This is a genomic window from Streptomyces sp. NPDC001056, assembly GCF_053598955.1.
Window position 1 is genome coordinate 140,805 of sequence record NZ_JBSFLI010000014.1, and the last position, 17,267, is coordinate 158,071.

Consider the following 17,267-nt stretch of genomic DNA (forward strand, 5'->3'; position numbering starts at 1 on the left):
CCGGATCCGCTGGCCCGTTGGCAGCCTCTGCCCGAACGTCGCACCGTGTACGACGCGCAGGGCCGCCCCGTCCACTTCGTGCTGCACCGGCCCACCCATCCCACGGCCACCGCACCCGAGGGCGAACGGCCACCCCTGCTGGTGCAGGTGCACGGCGGCCCGACGAGTTCCACCGGTGTCACCGCCGACCTGGAGTACTCCTTCTTCACCAGTCGCGGCTTCACCGTCGCGGACGTCGACTACGGCGGTTCCACCGGCTACGGCAGGGCCTACCGCGACCGGCTGCGCGGGCAATGGGGCGTGGTGGACGCCGACGACTGCGTCACCGTCGCCCGCGCACTGGCCACCGAGGGTCTGGCCGACCCGGCCCGTACGGCTGTGCGCGGTGGCTCGGCCGGCGGCTGGACCAGCCTGGCCTGTCTGGTCCATACCGACGTCTTCTGCGCGGGCACGGTCCTCTACCCGATCAGTGAACCGGCACGGTGGCGGGCCGAGCAGACCCACGATTTCGAGTCCCGCTACGTGGACACCCTGATCGGCGTCCTCCCGCGGGACCAGGCCCGGTTCGACAAGGTCTCACCCGCCGCGAACGCACACCGCATCACCGTGCCGCTGGTGATGCTCCAGGGCGCGGACGATTTCATCTGCCGCCCGGACCAGGCCACTCGCATCGTCGAGAGTCTCGCAGAACGCGGCGTATGGCACCGCTTCCTGCTCTTCGAAGGCGAGGGACACGGCTTCCGCCGGGCCGACAGCGTCCGCCGCTCCCTGCTGGCCGAGGTCGCCCTGTACCGCGAGGTCCTCGGCGCCCACATCGCCCCCGACGTCCCCCTGGACACCGCCGCCGTCGGTTCGGCGTGAATCGCTGCGGTCCGAAGATCCCGCCGCTGAGGCCCATTCGGAACCCAGGGCCCCCTCGACCGGCTTCTGCCTCCATCGCGACGTTGCACTCGTGGTGTCGTAGGGGCTGACGGGTCGTGGTCGGCTGCGGGATCCCCGGGGCATGCGGTATCCACAGGACGGCGGACTGATGGCCGAACGCCGGTAGTTCCATGAGGAGTCGCACCTCATGCGGGGCATCGGGCGCGACCTCCGGCACCTCCAGTACCGCAGCCACCTCGTCGACGGCTGCCTCGCCGAGACCGGCCTGACCATCAACCCCTGACCTCGCATGGCGACATCACGAGTTCAAACTCAGTAGTACGTACTTCAGGCGGCTGGTGGAGCGCGGCCGGTACGGGCATCGACTCGGTGGCGGGTACGCCGCGAGCGCACCCGAGGCCCTTGCCGCCGTGACCGAAGCCGAGACGATCGTCGTCGAGCGCATAGCACGCACAGGAAACCGGCCGCAACGGACACCTTTCACGTTCCTGAAACGTGATCGCCGAGTTCCCACCGAGAACGCCCTCTACCGTGGGAGCGAAGCCCACCCGGCCACTGTCGTCCGAAGGCGCCGCACAACCCGCCCGCGTACGACAGGAGCCCCGTGCCCCGGCCCGCCGCACCCCTCTGGCTCGCCCATGCCCTGCGCGCCCAGCGCGGTCCCGTGCCCTGGAGCGCGGTGATCCGAGGCGCGCTCGCCGCCGGGCCGCTGCTGCTCGCCGGCGTCGGTACGGGACACACCGCCCCCGGTGTCCTCGCCGCCATCGCCGCGATGCTCGCCGGCGTCAACGACCGGCCCGGCAGCCGCCGGGCCTCCGTCAAGCGGCTCGGGGCGCCCGCGCTCGCGGGGGCGCTCGGGCTGCTCGCGGGGACGTGTGCGGGGCGGGGGCTGGCCGCCGTACCGCTGACCCTGGTGCTCGCCCTGCTCGGGCTGGTCGCCGGGAGCATCAGCGCGGTCGGGGCCGTCGCGTCCGCCGCGGGAACGCAACTGCTCGTCGGCGCCGCGCTCGGCGCCGGGATGCCGGCGGCCGAGAGCGGGTGGCAGCGGGCGCTCGCCTTCCTCGCCGGGGCCGGCTGGCTGCTCGTGCTGCGGCTCGCCCTGCCCACGCCCGGCTCGTTCACCGGGGACTTCCGGTTCGACGGGGAGCGCACGGCGGTCGCCGAGGTGTACGACGCTGTCGCCGCGCTCCTCGACGCCGTGGGCGGGGAACAAGCCACCGCACGGCGGGCCGCGCTCACCGCCGCCCTCGACCATGCCCAGGACGCCCTCGCCGGACCCCGGCTGCGCCGGTACGCCGGCTCCGTCACCGAGCGCCGACTGCTCGCGCGGTTCGCGGCCGCGCTGCCCCTCGCCGAGGCCGCCACCGCCCTGTTCTGGTCGGGGGCGCCGGTCTCGGCGCGGGCCGCGGAAGGGCCCCGGCGGCTCGCCGCCGCCGTCCGCGGCAATACCGGCCCCGGCCCGCTGCCGGCCCCCCACCGGTCGGACGCCGCCCTGCGCGCCCTCGACGAGACCTTGCTGCGCGCGGCCGAGGCCTTCGACCGGGGTGAGGGCGCCGACCGGGGGCTGGTGGGGCGCCGGCGGAGCGCCCGGAAGGCACTGCGCGCCGCGATCGGCACCGGCGGCCGCGAGTACGGGTGGCGGGTCTGCGTCTGCTTCGGGGCCGGCGCCGCCATCGCCCGGGCGCTGCACCACACCCGCTGGTACGGCCAGCACTGGTACTGGCTGCCCGCCACCGCCGCCTTCCTCGTCAAACCCGACCTCGGGCCGCTGGCTTCCCGAGTGCTGTGCCGGGCCGCCGGGACCGTGCTGGGCGCCCTGGCGTTCGCCGGACTGGCCGCGTTGCTGCCCCGGCCCGCCGGCCTGATCGCACTGGTCACGGTGTGCGGGGCGCTTGTTCCCGTCACCACCCGGCACTTCGCCGCGCAGACCGCCGTCGTCACCGTCCTCGTCCTCGCCCTGGTCATGGCCGGCGGCGAGCCGCAGGCCTGCGTCAGCCGGATCGGCGAGACCCTGCTGGCCTGCGCGCTCGTGCTCGTCGTCGGGCATCTGCCGATGCCGGGGGAGCGCGGCGGCAGGGTACGGGCGCGGCTCGCGGCGGCCGCGAGTGCTGCGCATGCTTATCTGGTGCACGTCCTCGGTGAGTACGACGACCGCGCCGAGCGGTGGGCGCTGCGCAGGGAGGCCTACCGCACCCTCGCCGAGGCCCGTACCACCATCGCGCTCGCCGCCGCCGAACTGCCCGCCCTCGCCCGGCACACCGCGGGCACGGACGCCGTCGCGGATCTCCTGGAACGACTTGTCGACACCACCACGGCCTGCGCCGTCCACCTCGACGACACGGGCCGGCTCACACCCCGGCATGTCAGACAACTGCGGTATGCCCTGGACGAGCTGGGGCTCCGGGAGAGCGAGGTGCCGTTGCCGGCCGCCGCACAGCCGTACGGTGGGCCCATGCGTGCCACTTCCCGCCGGACCTCGCACGATTCCTGACCGACGAACGGGTCGAGGCGTTCATCGCCGTGAGACCACCGGGGAGGGAGGCCGATCGAGAGCTCGTCGAGCTTCCAGTGGCAGACCTCCACCTGGATACCGTGCATCATGCGGCGGGCGGCGCGGAAGATCGGGGCGGCCCTCGGTGACGTGGCCAGCTACCAGGAACATAACGCCCGGGATTCAGAGATGCCGCGCTGGCTCAGGACCTACAGTTGGCCGCAGAGTTCGGAAGACGGATTGAAGCCCGACGGCTCGCTCACCTTTTCCGCCGGGCTCGCTGATGACTCTCGCCACGTTGCGTTGATCAGTTGCAGGTCATGCTGACAGGTGCGTGGTCCGGGTCATTCCGGTAGCACAGGTGCTGCGGGGCCTTCAGGTCCACGATGGAACCCTGCCACACGCTGCCCTGCCACAGAGCCTGCGGGGAACCGGAGTTCTCCAGCAGACGCGGGTAGCGCAGGACCTCCCAGGACGGGTACTTGTCCTTGTTCGTGTCGACGTCGAAGCCGGTGAAGTTCTTGTTCTTGTCGTCATAAACGTGCGGGATAATGTGGAACGTCGCGTTGATCCGGCCGAGATCCGCGTACTGCGAGCCCGGGACGTCCACGAACGAGTTGACCGCTGACACGTCCACCCGGATGCCGCCGTCACCGTAGGGCTCCACCCAGTACTCGTTCTGCGGGGTCCGGTCGTCCTGGACCACCTTGGCGTGCTCGGTACGCACCAGAGGCTTGGCATTACGGCACGTCAGATCCCCGACACAGGACTGGTCTACGTAGATCCCGACCTGGCCCGTGGCGGTGTCCCAGGCGATGGCCACCTTGGAGCCGGCTTCGGGTTCGGTGCTCCACAGGCGGTGGTTGCCCAGGGCGTGGTTGACCGGGTTTCCGTCGTCGCCGATGTAGCCGCGCACCACGACGATGCCCCGGTCGGGGCCCTTGGGCAGCAGCGTGGCGCTCTCCTTCAGATCACCCGGGGCCGGGCTGCCCTGGAAGAACTGGGCGTTCGCGCGGGGGATCAGCGGGTTCGCGGTCTCGTTCGGCGACCACCGGATGGGGCCGTGCTCGAACATCTGGGTGACGCCCTCCTGCTGGAGTTCGTCGGTAATGGGGTAGCCGTACACCCCGCCTTCCCAGCCCGCCTGTCCCCAGCGCTGGCCGATGAGGCCCCAGACGGGGTGGACGCCCTTGGAGCGCGTGGGATGCCAGTAGAGCGAGCCGCCTTGGAACACCTGACGCTTCCCAGCGCCGTCAGGGAGGGACAGTTCGTCGCTGGTGGGGTAGCCGAGGGAGCCCTTCTCCCAGCCCATGGCGGCCCACTTGTCGCGGATGAGGCCCCAGATGGCGTGGGCGTCGGTGGACGGGCTCCAGTAGATCGAGCCGCCGTCGAAGACACTGAACCGGCCCACTCCGTCGGGAGCGGTCTGCTCGTCGCTCCGGGGGCAGCCGAGCGTGGCTCGGTACTCCCGGTACTTTTCCAGGATGCGGCCCTGGACCGTGCGGCCGCAGATCTGTTCCGGGTCCTTCCCGGCGGCGGAGGCCGGCGCCGGGAAGAGGGAGCCGGCGAGGAGGGCGGTGAACAGGAGCGAGATTTTCGCTCCCCGTCGGCGGACTCGTCCGCGGGGCGTTGAGGGTTCTCTGGTGGTGTTCACCCGAGTGATTCTCACGGTCGTCTTCGCCGCCTCTGGCCGATCCAATGGGCCAAGTCACCCATATGGTTGAAACGGGTGCCGTGGTGGATGTCGTCGACCGCCTCCTGGAAGGCGTTCGCCGCGACCGTCTTCGTGTACCAGGACTCCAGGGCCCGGACCACGGGTGACGGCCCGGCAGCGATCCCGCTGGCAGGCCACCGTCCCACGCGGGGACACCGGCACATGGTGGAGCCCCGCCACCCGGCCGTCGCGGTCACCGGAACGAGACGTGCCCGCGTCAGCCACCTTGCCCGCCTCGACCTCTCCCCCGCCGCGTGACCGAATTAAGGCGGTGACGTGATCAAGTGCCGTTCCGGCAGCAGTAGTCCAACCTGCTGCTGGACCAGCTGACGTACGACGACAAGTCGCGCGGACTGACCGGGTAGGCCGCGGTTGTGATGCGGATCAGCGGACGTCGACGTAGTCGGTGACTCTGGTGCTTGCGAGGTAGTGGTCCCCGGTCTCGCGGCTGAGGGCGATGGCCCAGGTGCCGTCCTGTTTGGCGGTCACCCTGCCCTTGAGGTGGCCGTTGCCGTCGCTGTCCAGTTCGCAGACGTAGTGGTAGGTGGTGGAGCCGCGCGGCTTGAAGTAGAGGGTGGGCCAGCCGTCGGGGAGCGGCTTCCAGACGGTGCCCTTCTTGTACTGGAGGGTGCCCGCGAAGCTGATCGACTGTCCCTTTCGGACCGGGTCGGGGGAGGCGTGGAAGCCGGTGATGCGGGTGGCGTAGCGGTAGAGGCGCACCGGCTTGGTGGTGCTGGTGCCCAGGTCGGGGTCGCCGTCGAAGCGGGCGCGCCAGTAGGCGTCGGTGTCCGGCTTGGTGAGAGTGCGGGCGAACGTCTCCGGGACCAGCGGTTTGTTGTGGCGGACCGGAACCGCAACGGTTGCGGCGTCCTTCCAGCCGGTCTTGCCGTCCTTGGAGTACTGCAGGGTGACGGTGGGCTTGGCAGGCCAATGGGCGCGGGTGTCTTCGAAATACACGTCGCCGTCGGCCGTCAAGGACCCGTCGTCGTTGAGGGACGCCCTCAGGGCGGTGTAGGTGGTGTAGGCGACGTGGAGGCTGAAGGGCTCGGTGGCGGTCTGTTGGAAAGGCATGCCGCCGGTACCCGCTATGAGTTCGGCGTCCGGAGCGGCGTTGTCCGAAGGGACGCGCAGGATGTAGTCGCCCCGCTCGTCGGTGGTCGTCTGCCCGGCCACGAGCGCGTTGCCCTGGACGGCGATCGGGGTGTGCGGCAGCGGCTGCCAGCCCGAGGCGGTCTGGATCTCCGCGTGACCGGTGATGGTCCCCGTCGCCCCCTGGCGCAGGTTCAGGGTGTGCGTGCTGGCCGAGAAGCGGACCGGTGCCTGTGCGGTGTGCATGCTCTTGGGGGTTGTCGGCGGGGTGATCGCCCCCGGGTAGCCGCTGGATGCCTCCGGTGTGGTGTACAGCTGGAAGGAGGGCGCGGAGGGGACGAAGGCGGCGGTGAAGCGGCCGTCGGCGCCGGTGGCCGCGCTCGTGTGGACGTGCCCGGCGTCGACGGTGACGGTGACGCCGGCGGCGGGAGCCGGGGTGCCGGGGTCGCGGGGATCACGGGCGACGACGGTGCCGCCGACGGAGACATCCTGGTGGAGGAAGTCCGGCACGTCCGGAGTGGCGGTGAGGCCGGTGACCGTGAGGACGGTCTGGTAGTGCAGGGTGTGCGGTGAGAGGGCTGCGGTGACGGTGGCGCCGGAGGCGTCCTGCAGGTCGACGGTCACCCGGTAGTCGCCGAGTTCGGCCAGGTGCACCGGCGCCCGCCAGACGCCGGAGCGGGCGTCTGGCCCCGAGTACTGGGTGAAGTCAGCGGTCGATCCGGCCTCCGGGGCCCCGTCCGGTGCGCCCAGGGGATAGAAGTGGGCCGTGATGCTGGTGAGCGGGCTGTCGGAGTGCGCCGTGACGAAGAGCAGGCCCGGCTCGTACCAGTCGGTGGCGTCGGACAGGACCGGACCGCCTGTGGTGCCGTCCGCCCATGCCGGGGAGGTTCCCGTGAACAGGGATGCGGACAGGGAGGTCGCCGTGGCCGCGGCCAGGAGGGTGCTGCGTCTCATGTTGGTTTCCAGTCAGGAGGTGGGGTGCGGGCGAGAGTGCGGGTCGAACGGAAGGTGTGGGCCGTGTCGCGTGCCTTGGCGGGCTCGCCCGTGGGGTCGGATGGTCGGCCCAGGTGCCCCGGTCGGCTGTCGCGACGCGCTTTGCGGCGCGAGCTCGTGAGTGCGGTCTACCGAGCGGTTGGAGCCGGCATCCGGCTCCGTGGCGGGCACCGCCCGCACCCGGAGGTGTCCGGGTGGGGCGGCGGCGCCGGGTGACGGCCTGGTGTCAGTCGAGCTGGGTTATCTTCGGCAGGTCGCCGCTGGAAGCGGCGTCCGCCGGGGGCAGGGCGGTGGGGGTAGATGCGGATGTCGCTGACGGCGCCGTTGGTGAATTCGCCGTAGGTGCCAGAGGCGAGTTTGCGGCCGATCCGGACGGGTCCGGTGGCGTTCCAGGGGGTGTAGGTCCAGTCTTGGGTGCCGACGAGTTTGCCGTCGACGTAGAGGCAGATCTTCTTGGCGGTGGCGTCGTAGATACCGACGAGGTGGGTCCAGCGTCCGGCCGCGGGCTTGCCGCCGTAGGTCGCGCGCCAGACGGCGTCGTCGGCGTCGGTGCTGTGGCGGCCGAACGCCCAGGACTGGGCTCCGGAAGAGTAGTACAGCTGGAACCCGTTGTTGTCGGTGCCGTTCTGGGAGAGGACGGTGCTGTTGGCGGTGCCCAGCGAGGTGAGCTTGACCCAGGCGGAGACGCTGAAGCTCTTGGAGGTGTCCACGGCCGGACCCGTCGTGCTGCCGTAGCCGGTGGCGCCGTTGAGGGCCACCGCGTTGCCGGGTGCCGGTGCTGTCGACGGCGGTGGTGCCGCTGCCTTCGGCGAGCTTCCACCAGTGGGTGGCGGTGTCGGTGACCGACCCCAGCGAGACCGATGAGCCGAAGCCGTAGGTGGGCGGCGAGGTGGGGACCAGGCTCTGGCGGTAGTTGTACTCGACGAGCTGGCCGAAGGGGCCGACGGCGTAGAGGTCGGGGTTGCCGTCCGGGGCGCCGGGTTGGTGTCGCCGGCCTGGATGGGGCTGTTGACGTCACCGGGGGAGGCGACGACGGGGTAGAGGGTCGGCGACAGGGTGAGGCCGAGGCTGGTGCGCACGGTGGGATGGAGCAGGGCCGGGACCAGCGTGGCCGGGTCGACGGTGATCGGGTAGCTGTAGAGCCGGCCGGTGGCGTTGTCGCGGGACCACAGGACAGGCTTGTTCTGGAAGGTGCCCGCGGCGATGGGGGACTGGGTGGTCCAGTCACCGTCGCCGAGCAGGATCGGGTTCTTCAGGTGGTAGCCGCCGTCGGACTGGTAGATCCAGAGTTCCTTGTTCTCGACGGTGATGACGGCGGGGTAGTCGTCGGTGTTGCCGAAGACGTTGCCCGGTGCGATGAGCTGGCTGATGTTCCAGGTCGTACTGTCGTGGTCGGTGCTGCGGCAGCAGGTGTCGTCGGCGACGACGTCGGACGGGGCGCAGGGGTCCTTGACCACGCCGTCGAAGCGCCTGCCGACGAAGTCGCCGAGGGTGGACCAAGGGGTGCGGGGGAAGGTTGCGTCGTCGACGGGGTCGAGGTCGTTCTTGACGGCGTAGAGGTTCTTGCTGGTCTTGTTGTACGCCCACAGGTCGTCGCCGTTGGCGCCGCGCAGGTTGCCGCGGTGGGCGATGACGTAGTTGTTCCAGCCGGTGCTGTCGGGGGAGTCGTCCTTGGTGGAGACGGTGACGGGGCCGGTGACGTCCGGCGGGGTGCCGGTGACGGGGTCCCTGTGCACCGGGGCCACGGCCTGCGCGGGGTCCTGGTTGCCGGGGACGAGGTCGAGGTCGCCGGTCTTGGTGGTGGCGAGGAGGTCGGGTACGCCGTCGCCGATGATGTCACCCGGCTTGACCTTGGTGGCGGAGTTCCACGGGACGGTGAATGTGTAGCCGGCCGGGCTGGTGGAGATGTTGCCTGCCTTGTCGACGCCGGCCACATACAGGGTGTGCACGCCCCGGTACTGGATCGGGACGGGGATGGTGGCGGTGGAGCGGCCCTGGCTGTCGGTGCCGGAGATCGCGGCGCTCTGGCCGTCCAAGCTGGTAGGCGGCGAGTCGAGCTGCCACAGGAACGACTTCATGCCGCTGGACCGGCAGGCGCCAGGGTCGCAGCTGTCGTCGCTGGAGGGGGCGTCGGGGTCGATGGTGCGGTCCCAGACGTGGTAGTGCGCCTTGACGTTCGCGCCGGACATCTGGCTGGTGACGGTGGAGTGCAGGGTGACGTTGCTGCCGGCATCTGAGTAGGTGGTGGCGCCGATCCAGCCCGCGCCGCTGGTGGCGCAGGCGGCCGTGGCACCGGTGGCGGCCTGGGTGATGTGCAGGTCGGTGGGGATGCCGGGCGGGATGTCGAACTTGGTGGTGAGGGTCAGCGTGGTCGACAGGCGCAGGTAGTCGTCGTTGCTCGAGGACTCGGACTCGTTGCCGTACAGGCCGATGGCCCAGGTGTTGGCGCCGCCGCCGAAGGTGCCGTCGGCGTCGTAGCCGTTGCCGTCCTCGTCGGCGATCTTCTGCACCCGGGCCTTCACGTGGAAGGTGGCGGTGCTGTTGCTGCACGAGCTGCCGGAGTTGGCGCCGCTGGGCACTGTGTCGGTCACCAGTGGGAAGGCGGTGTCGTGCACGCCGGGCGGCGACAGCGCGGTGATCAGCTTGGCGAACTGCCGCGGGCTCAGTCCGGTGAACGGGGCTATCCACGAGGGCTCCGACGCCGTGATCACACCAGCCACGGCAAGATTATCTCACCTCTGACCAGCAGTTACGGGACAACCTCCTAGGACCCGCGGTGAATTTCGTACGGGTTCCAGTTCTGGTGAAGGCTGCGTGATCGGAAAATCTAGACCCACTGCTGCAGGCCTATGGTGGCTGCCAGGTCCAGCTTGCTGCGGGCGTCCGTGTCGGGGCGTGGCAGAAAGACCACGAGGCGCAGGTCCGCGGGCTGGATTGTCAGGACGCTGGACTCGAGGGCGATCTCGCCGACCTGAGGGTGCACGACGATCTTGCGCGCACCCTGGAGGTCGCCCACGGTCGGTCGGGCCCACAACGACAGGAAGCGGGGGAGACGACGCAGCTTCGTGACGAGCGCCGCCAGCGAAGGGTCGTACGGATAACGGCTGGTGGTTGCGCGCAGGTCGGAGACGAGCGAGCTCTCGAACGCGTCCCGTTCGGCCTTGGTCAGTCGCAGTCGTCCGGGTCCCGGCCCGAATTGGGACAGCATGAGGTTGCGGCCGTCATCGCCGGAAGAGCTCGGGTCACCGAAGGTCGCCGCGAAAAGTGGGTTCCAGTGCAACAACTGCCAGGCAGCGCTGTAGACAGCCAGCGGGTTGAAGGCAAGTTGTTCCATCAGCCGGTGCAGGCTCGCCGGGATCAGCTGAGGAATCCGGTCCGGTCCCGCGGCGTGGCCGGCCAGGCGCATGAGGTGTGCTTGTTCGTCGTCGGACAGCTGCAGCACGCGGGCGATGGCTGTGCACACCTGAGGAGAGGGGGTGATGGAGCGACCCTGCTCCAGGCGTTCCACGTACTCGGCGGAGATTCCGGCCAGCATCGCCAGCTCTCCACGGCGCAGGCCGGCGACGCGGCGGGGGGCGTTGTGAGGGATTCCGGCGGCTTCCGGAGTCAGGCGTTCGCGCCATGCCCGCAGGACTTGCCCGAGTTCGTTCATGATTCCATCTTCACTCAAACTCGTCTGAGGGTAGTACTGGTGGTACGACGAAGATCTGTGCCTTCCCGCAAGCTAGGTGCGATTGCAGGATCGACGTCATGAACACCATTGCGCAGCACTGGATCAACGGACAGTGGACCGGCTCCGGTTCGGTTCTGGAATCAATCAACCCGGCCGACGGCACGGTCGTCGGCTCCTTCTACGACGGCGGCGAGGCAGAGGCTTCGGTCGCCGTGGACGCCGCCGACGCCGCGTTCGCGACCACCGAATGGGCGCGCACTCCCTCGCTTCGGGCGACCGCACTCAGCCGGCTGGCCGACGCCCTTGAGGCCCGGGTACCCGAGGTCGCGGCCATGTTGTCCCGGGAGAACGGCAAGCTGCTGGGTGAGACCACGTGGGAGGTCGGCGGTGCGGTCGGGTGGCTGCGGTACGCGGCGGCGACTGCGCGCACCCAGAGCGCCGGGCGCGCCGCCGAGACGGCGCCCGGCCAGTACACCCACTCGGTGCCCGAGCCACTCGGTGTCGCCGGGATCATTTCTCCCTGGAACTCCCCCGTCATGCTGACCGTGCGGGCATTGGGCCCGGCGCTGGCCGCCGGCTGCACCGTCGTGGTCAAACTTCCGGCCCAGACGGCGCTGACCAATGAGCTTTTCGCACAGGTTCTGGCCTCGGTTCCGGAAATCCCGGCGGGCGTGGTCAACGTGTTCACCGAGTCCGGCAACACCGGGGCCCCGTTCCTGGTCACCTCGGACAAGGTCGCCGTGATCAACTACACCGGCAGTACGCCGGTCGGGCGCCAGATCGCGACCGCGGCCGCCATCACGCTCAAGCGGCTCGGTCTGGAACTGGGCGGCAAGGCTCCGATGGTGATCTTCCCGGACGCCGATCTGGACATGGTGATCCCGACCGTGGTGCAGTCGCTGGTGCTGATGAATGGGCAGTTCTGCTGCACCGGCTCCCGCGTACTGGTCCACCGGGACATCGCCGACCAGGTGCGCACTCGGCTCACCAGCGCGCTCGCGCAGGTGCGTCTCGGCTCGGGCGACGACGAGAAGGCCCAGCTCGGCCCGGTGATCGACCGGGCCTCAGCCCAGCGGGTGGACGCGATCGTCGAGGAGGCCACCTCGTATGGCACGGTACTGCTGCGAGGCGGTGTGGTCACCGACGGTCCATTGGCCGCTGGTGCGTTCTACCGGCCGAGCCTGATCGAGGTGGACCGCACCGACGTCCGGATCGTGCAGGAGGAAGTCTTCGGTCCGGTTCAGACGTTCGAGATCTTCGACGACGAGGACGACGCCGTGACCAAGGCGAACGCCACCATCTACGGTCTGGCCGCGTCGGTGTTCAGCTCGGACTCGATGAAGGCCCGCCGGGTCGCCCGGCGCATCCGTACCGGCACCGTGTGGATCAACACCTGGGGAGCCATCAGCGAGGACTTCGAGGAGGGCGGCGTCAAGGGCAGCGGTTACGGCTACCTGTGCGGCCCGCGAGCGATTGAGGAGTTCCAGGCCCTCAAGGTGTATGTGGAGCAGGATCACACCCAGTCCGCTCACTGATTGGCCTCGCTCTGGCCGAGCGAGATTACGGAGTCCGGGCACCAGTTGCTCCTGCATGGTCGTGACCCGCAGCGACTGGCGCTGATCGAGCAGTGTCTCGGGGCCGAGCAATATATCGCCGACCTGTCCGCTCTGGCCGAGACCCGACGACTCGCGGCCGAGGTGGCAGCACGGCACGACCGCCTCGATGCGCTGGTCGACAACGCGGGCGTGGGCATCACGTGGAACGGCACCACCCGAAGCATGTCAGCAGACGGATACGAGCAGCGGCTGGCGGTGAACCGTCTGAGCCCGGTGCTACTTACCCGGGGACTGCTGCCACTGTCGCGCGGGCAATCCCTCGCTCATCGTCAACATCGCCTCGGCCGCGCGGGAACCGATCGACTTCGACGACATGGGCCACTACGCGGCGGATGCCGCGATGGTGGTGGCCCACCTCGACCTGTACGACGTCGTCCACGTCGGCCACTGTGCCGGCGGCGGAGAGGCCGCCCGGTACGTCGCCGGGCACGGTGCAGGACGGGTCGCCGGGGCTGTCCTCATCGGGGCCGTCACGCCGCTCATGGCCCAGACGGAGTCGAGCCCCGGAGGGCTGCTGCTCGTCGAGGTCTTCGACAGCCTCCGCGAGGGCCTGGCCACCGACCGTTCCCAGTACTACCCCGGCATCGCCTCCGGCCCGTTCCACGGGTTCAACCGTCCGGGCGCGGAGGTCTCCCAGAGCGTCATCCGGAACTGGTGGCGCCAGGGGATGGCCGGCCGTACGAATGCGCACTACGAGGGGATCAAAGCATCCTCGGAGACCGACTTCACCGACGACCGCCAAGCGATGGCGTGCCCACGCTCATATGCGTGGCGACGACGACCAGATCGTTCCGGTCGCCTAATCCGCCGAGCTGACCGCCACGCTGGTCGGGAACGCGGTGCTGAAGGTCTACCCAGGCCTGTCGCACGGCATGGGCACCGTGAACGCCGACCTCCTCGACTTCGTCAACCGCTGACACCGGCCTCGTACCGGCAGTCAGCTCTTCAGCACACAAGAGAAACAGGGATCAACATGACCGCGACATCGAACGGCTACGTGACCGTCATCTGGGACGCGAAGGCGAAGGCCGGCAGAGAGGCCGACCTCAAAGCGTTCATCACCGCAGCCGTCACCCCCTCCCGCAACGACCCGGGCAACATCGACTACGAGGCCCACGAAGTCGAGGGGCGGCCCGGCTCGTTCGTCATCTACGAACGCTGGGAAACGCGCGCCCACCTCGACTCCCACCTCGCCGCGCCCCGGATGCAGGAACTCGTCCCCCAGATGCTCGAACTGATCGACGGATCCATCGAGGACGGCATCCGTCTGCTGCGTCCGTTCCGCCCCGCCTACTAGCCGCAGGCGGCCCTCTCCTGGATGTCGGCAGCGGGGTCGGCGGGGCCCTGCTCAGCACTCTGACGACATACCCGGCACTGCGCGCGGTCGGCGTCGAGCGGGCCGGCGACGTCGTCGAGGAACTGCGGGAACGAGCAGAAGACGCCGGCGTCGACTCCCGGTTGGAGATCCGGCACACCGACGCCCAAGAACTCGACGACGAAGCCGTCTACAGTGTCTGCTACTGGGCAAAGGCGTTCTTTCCGCAGCACACCCGTGAGACCACCCTGGCCGCCATCCGCCGCGCACTCGCCCCGGGCGGTCTGCTCCTCGTGCAGGAACTCGCCGCACCGGCGGACGACCTGTGTTCATTCCTCGACGCGCTCGTCGCCGACTGCCGCGGGGTCCCACCCGTCGTGAGTGCGGAGAACCTGGCCGCGGAGCTGCGGACTGGCGGCTTCACCGACGTGCAGGTGGTGCCCACTCCGGTCGGTCGCCTCGTCCTCGGCCGGCGGGGCGGGGGAGTGCCTGGTCAACGGCGGATCTGATGCTCAAGGAGACGCGTCTGATGACGGAGACCGCCGTGGAGAACGAGCAGGCTGAGCAGGTGGCTCAGGCACCGTCGAGTGCAGTGTCGGACGAGCAGCTCGTGGCGATGTTGGTTGACCGGCCCCGGAGCGAGGGTCTGCAGCTGACGGGCGAGGGCGGGCTGTCGCGGCTGCTGACCAAGCGGGTGCTGGAGTCCACCCTGGAAGGCGAGACCACCGACCACGGCGGTGATCAGAAGCGTGATCCGGCCGGGAAGAACAACGGCAACAGCCACAACGGCACCCCGGCGAAGACCGTGCTGACCGACATCGGCCCGGTAGAGGTGAGGGCCTCACCCACGGGGAGATTTCCGCTCATCTCGCGGAGGTCCATGGGGCTGAGGTGTCCAAGCAGACCATCTCCACTGTCACCGACAAGGTCGTGGACGGCATGACCGAACGGCAGAACCGTCCAATCGACCGCGTCTCCCCGGCCCTGTTCGTCGACGCCGTCAACGTCAAGATCAGAAGCGCCGCCGGCGGTCTCCCGCACCCGCACCGCCGGTCGGAGCCCATTGACTCCGGGGTTCCCGAGGGGGCCGCGGGACACATGGCCTCCGCCGGTCAGCTGGGCCCGTCCGGGCGCCGGGAGAAGGCCGTGTTGCCGGCCGTCGCCACGATCGCGTCCTTGACGAGCAGTACTCGCGGCGGATAGGCCTGCGTCTTGTCCCCGGGGTCGTCCAGCGCGGAGGTGCGCCAGACCACCGCTCCGGTGCGGCTGTCCAGTGCCAGCAGACGGCCGAAGCGGTTGGAGAAGTAGACCCGCCTGTATGTCGCCGAGACGGCGGGCGCGGACAGACTCTCCATGTCCGTGACCTTCTGCCATAGTTGTCTGCCGCTGTCCGCCGACACCGCGGTGACCGACCCGTCGGACCGGACGAAGTAGACGACGCCGTCCACAAGGGTGGCCGCGCCGGTCAGCGGATGTGCCAGTGGTATCCGCCTGACCTGCCTGGTTTCCGGGACCACCCGAAGCAGCGCGTTGTACGGCCGTTCGTACCCGGCTTCGTACACGTCCTTCGAGGTCTGGGGAGCGAGGAACAGCGGCTGTCCGCCGACAGCGCCGAGCGCTTCCGCCTTCTTGGGCAGTGTGGCAGTTGCGGTCAGGTTGCCGGGTTCGAGCTTCATCAGCTCGACCGGCGCCTGGCCGGGCTCGGTGCCCTTCGAGCACAGCGCGTAGGGGGCGCCTCCCAGTGCCGACGGAGTGCAGTACTCGTCCAGCGAGGGCGCCCGCCACAGTTCCCGGCCGGAGGGCCCGTAGGCCACGAACGACGAGTAGTCGGGAGACAGGGTCAGCAGCCCGCCGTCGTAAAGGACCGCGTCCTCGGACTTGTTGATGTCCCGCTGCCACCGCCGGTGCCCGGTAGCGGCGTCCAGGGCCACCACGCGCCTGGTCGTGTCATCCGGATCCTCGTACACATAGACGAGACCGTCGCGAACGCCGATCGGCTGCACCCCCTGAGGGCGGGTGCCGGTCCGCCACACGGTGCGGCCGGAGGCCGCGTCGATCCTGGCGACCGTGAAACCCGTACCGCCACAGAACAGGGCGTTCTCCTCCGGTACGCATCCGGGCCTGTCGTAGTCGAGCGGGACACCCTTCACATCGTCCCGCAGCTCCGTGCGCCACGGCCGCCAGCCGTCGGGCAGTGACGCGACCCGGGCGGTCTTGGAGACGGCGGTGGTGTCCGGATCGGACGCGAAGACCCCCAGCCCGGCAACCAGCCCCGTGACGGCCAGCGCCGCGCCGAGGCCGGTGAGCAGCATCCGCCTCCGGCGGCGCCTGCGGGTTCCGGTGTCGGTCGTGGCACCCGCGGGGGCGGTGGTCGCGCTCCGGGAAGCGGGGCGGCGCCGGGGTCCGTCGGCGGACTGCTCGGTCGTCGCGGACTCGGTACCCTCGGATTCCGGCAGCGCCTCGACCATGCGGTGCAGTTCCGTCAGGTCCGGCCGTGCGGCCGGGTCCTTGTCAAGGCAGCGCTCGACAACGCCCAGGAGCGCTTCGGGGACCCCGTCGAGGTCCGGGGTCCCGTACACCACCTGGTACCCGGTGATGTACGGGCTGTCGGCGTCGAACGGTCCCGTGCCGACGGCCGCGAACACCAGCAGTGACCCCAGTGAGAACACGTCCGAGGCCGGGGTGACGTCTCGGGGAGCGGCCAGTTGTTCCGGCGACATGAAGGGCGGAGTGCCGATCATCCGCCCGGTCGTGGTGAGGTTCTGGTTGTCGGCGGCGCGCGAGATGCCGAAGTCGATGACGCGCGGCCCGTCCTCGGTCATCAGGACGTTGCGCGGTTTGAGGTCCCGGTGCACCAGACCCGCCCGGTGGATGTCGCGCAGCGCCTCGGTGAGCCCGAGCCCCAGCGCGCGCAGTTCCCGCAGGTTCAGCGGGCCGTCCCGCTCCACGACTTCGGCCAGATCGAGCCCCGGCACGTAGAGCGTTGCCATCCACGGCCGGTCGGCGTCCGGGTCGGCGTCCACGACAGGCGCGGTGAAGGCACCGCTCACCCGGCGCGCTGCCGCGACCTCCTGCCGGAAGCGCGTCCGGAACTCCTCTTCCTGGGCATGGGGCCCGTGCGCGAGCTTGACCGCGACCTGCCGTCCCGAGGCGGAGACTCCCAGATAGACGACTCCCATGCCGCCCGCCCCGAGGCGACCGAGAAGGGTGTACCCGCCGATGGACTCCGGGTCCCCGGTGCTCAGGGGCGTCATCGCCAATCGTCCTTCCGGGCGCCTGTCTCCCTCACGGAGATCAGACTAGGGCCTGCCGCCCCGCGCCGTGCGGTCCGGTTGAGGGGCCACCTTCCGGCGGTCCGACGGTTCGCCGAGAAGGAGCCGGACCGCTTCCACGTCCTGGTCCGTTGGAAGGTGACGCCGCGACGGGTGAGCAGGCACTGTAACGCCTCGCGGCCGATCCGAATGAAGCGGCCGTGGAAACGCCGCGGGTGGGCG

Annotated in this window: 11 protein-coding genes and 6 pseudogenes; 10 read left to right on the forward strand and 7 right to left on the reverse strand. The window is 69.9% G+C overall.

The annotated features are described in order from the left end of the window. Positions 1 to 45: 45 nt before the first annotated feature. The 3 genes and pseudogenes from ACWDD7_RS18795 to ACWDD7_RS18805 all read left to right on the forward strand — a co-directional run bounded on the left by ACWDD7_RS18795 (position 46) and on the right by ACWDD7_RS18805 (position 3,373). The gene (locus ACWDD7_RS18795; RefSeq protein WP_450458132.1) at positions 46 to 861 is read left to right on the forward strand and encodes a prolyl oligopeptidase family serine peptidase; all 816 of its coding nucleotides are present in this window, start codon (positions 46 to 48) and stop codon (positions 859 to 861) included. A 217-nt stretch (positions 862 to 1,078) separates the two neighbouring features. Beyond that, a pseudogene (locus tag ACWDD7_RS18800) lies at positions 1,079 to 1,165 on the forward strand (transposase); the annotation flags it as partial. A 321-nt stretch (positions 1,166 to 1,486) separates the two neighbouring features. Then, the gene (locus ACWDD7_RS18805; RefSeq protein ID WP_450458133.1) at positions 1,487 to 3,373 is read left to right on the forward strand and encodes an FUSC family protein; all 1,887 of its coding nucleotides are present in this window, start codon (positions 1,487 to 1,489) and stop codon (positions 3,371 to 3,373) included. A gap of 307 nt (positions 3,374 to 3,680) precedes the next feature. Here the strand turns inward: ACWDD7_RS18805 and ACWDD7_RS18810 are convergent, their stop codons facing one another. Beyond that, positions 3,681 to 5,027, reverse strand: a complete 1,347-nt coding sequence (locus ACWDD7_RS18810) for an LGFP repeat-containing protein (protein ID WP_450458134.1) — start codon at positions 5,025 to 5,027, stop codon at positions 3,681 to 3,683. Positions 5,028 to 5,114: 87 nt separating this feature from the next. Here ACWDD7_RS18810 and ACWDD7_RS18815 point away from each other — a divergent pair, with 87 nt between their 5' ends. Then, positions 5,115 to 5,345: a hypothetical protein gene (locus tag ACWDD7_RS18815; protein WP_351877009.1), complete on the forward strand. Its 231-nt coding sequence runs from the start codon at positions 5,115 to 5,117 to the stop codon at positions 5,343 to 5,345. A 126-nt stretch (positions 5,346 to 5,471) separates the two neighbouring features. On the opposite strand, the gene ACWDD7_RS18820 is transcribed toward ACWDD7_RS18815, so the two are convergent. The 4 genes and pseudogenes from ACWDD7_RS18820 to ACWDD7_RS18835 all read right to left on the reverse strand — a co-directional run bounded on the left by ACWDD7_RS18820 (position 5,472) and on the right by ACWDD7_RS18835 (position 10,821). Next, positions 5,472 to 7,130: a hypothetical protein gene (locus tag ACWDD7_RS18820; RefSeq protein ID WP_450458135.1), complete on the reverse strand. Its 1,659-nt coding sequence runs from the start codon at positions 7,128 to 7,130 to the stop codon at positions 5,472 to 5,474. A gap of 167 nt (positions 7,131 to 7,297) precedes the next feature. Continuing rightward, positions 7,298 to 9,358, reverse strand: coding sequence for a LamG domain-containing protein (locus ACWDD7_RS18825; RefSeq protein WP_450458161.1), 2,061 nt, complete (start codon positions 9,356 to 9,358; stop codon positions 7,298 to 7,300). A gap of 426 nt (positions 9,359 to 9,784) precedes the next feature. Then, positions 9,785 to 9,889 (reverse strand): annotated as a pseudogene (locus tag ACWDD7_RS18830) (IS5/IS1182 family transposase); the annotation flags it as partial. Positions 9,890 to 9,996: 107 nt separating this feature from the next. Further along, positions 9,997 to 10,821, reverse strand: coding sequence for a helix-turn-helix transcriptional regulator (locus ACWDD7_RS18835; protein WP_450458136.1), 825 nt, complete (start codon positions 10,819 to 10,821; stop codon positions 9,997 to 9,999). Between the two features lie 98 nt (positions 10,822 to 10,919). Here ACWDD7_RS18835 and ACWDD7_RS18840 point away from each other — a divergent pair, with 98 nt between their 5' ends. From ACWDD7_RS18840 to ACWDD7_RS18865, 6 genes and pseudogenes are all read left to right on the forward strand, one after another. Beyond that, complete coding sequence (locus tag ACWDD7_RS18840; RefSeq protein ID WP_450458137.1) at positions 10,920 to 12,377, forward strand: aldehyde dehydrogenase family protein; 1,458 nt, start codon at positions 10,920 to 10,922, stop codon at positions 12,375 to 12,377. A 45-nt stretch (positions 12,378 to 12,422) separates the two neighbouring features. Further along, positions 12,423 to 12,647: pseudogene (locus ACWDD7_RS18845) on the forward strand (3-oxoacyl-ACP reductase); the annotation flags it as partial. 121 nt (positions 12,648 to 12,768) lie between these two features. Further along, positions 12,769 to 13,375 (forward strand): annotated as a pseudogene (locus ACWDD7_RS18850) (alpha/beta fold hydrolase); the annotation flags it as partial. A 56-nt stretch (positions 13,376 to 13,431) separates the two neighbouring features. Beyond that, positions 13,432 to 13,755 carry a putative quinol monooxygenase gene (locus tag ACWDD7_RS18855; protein ID WP_450458162.1) on the forward strand — a complete coding sequence of 108 codons (324 nt, stop codon included), beginning with the start codon at positions 13,432 to 13,434 and terminating at the stop codon, positions 13,753 to 13,755. A gap of 17 nt (positions 13,756 to 13,772) precedes the next feature. Beyond that, positions 13,773 to 14,282 (forward strand): class I SAM-dependent methyltransferase, encoded by a 510-nt coding sequence (locus tag ACWDD7_RS18860; RefSeq protein ID WP_450458163.1) that lies wholly within the window; start codon positions 13,773 to 13,775, stop codon positions 14,280 to 14,282. Positions 14,283 to 14,302: 20 nt separating this feature from the next. Next, positions 14,303 to 14,790 (forward strand): annotated as a pseudogene (locus ACWDD7_RS18865) (transposase); the annotation flags it as partial. A gap of 95 nt (positions 14,791 to 14,885) precedes the next feature. On the opposite strand, the gene ACWDD7_RS18870 reads toward ACWDD7_RS18865, so the two are convergent. Beyond that, complete coding sequence (locus ACWDD7_RS18870) at positions 14,886 to 17,027, reverse strand: protein kinase domain-containing protein (RefSeq protein ID WP_450458138.1); 2,142 nt, start codon at positions 17,025 to 17,027, stop codon at positions 14,886 to 14,888. Positions 17,028 to 17,152: 125 nt separating this feature from the next. Further along, positions 17,153 to 17,257 (reverse strand): annotated as a pseudogene (locus tag ACWDD7_RS18875) (transposase); the annotation flags it as partial. Positions 17,258 to 17,267 lie beyond the last annotated feature (10 nt).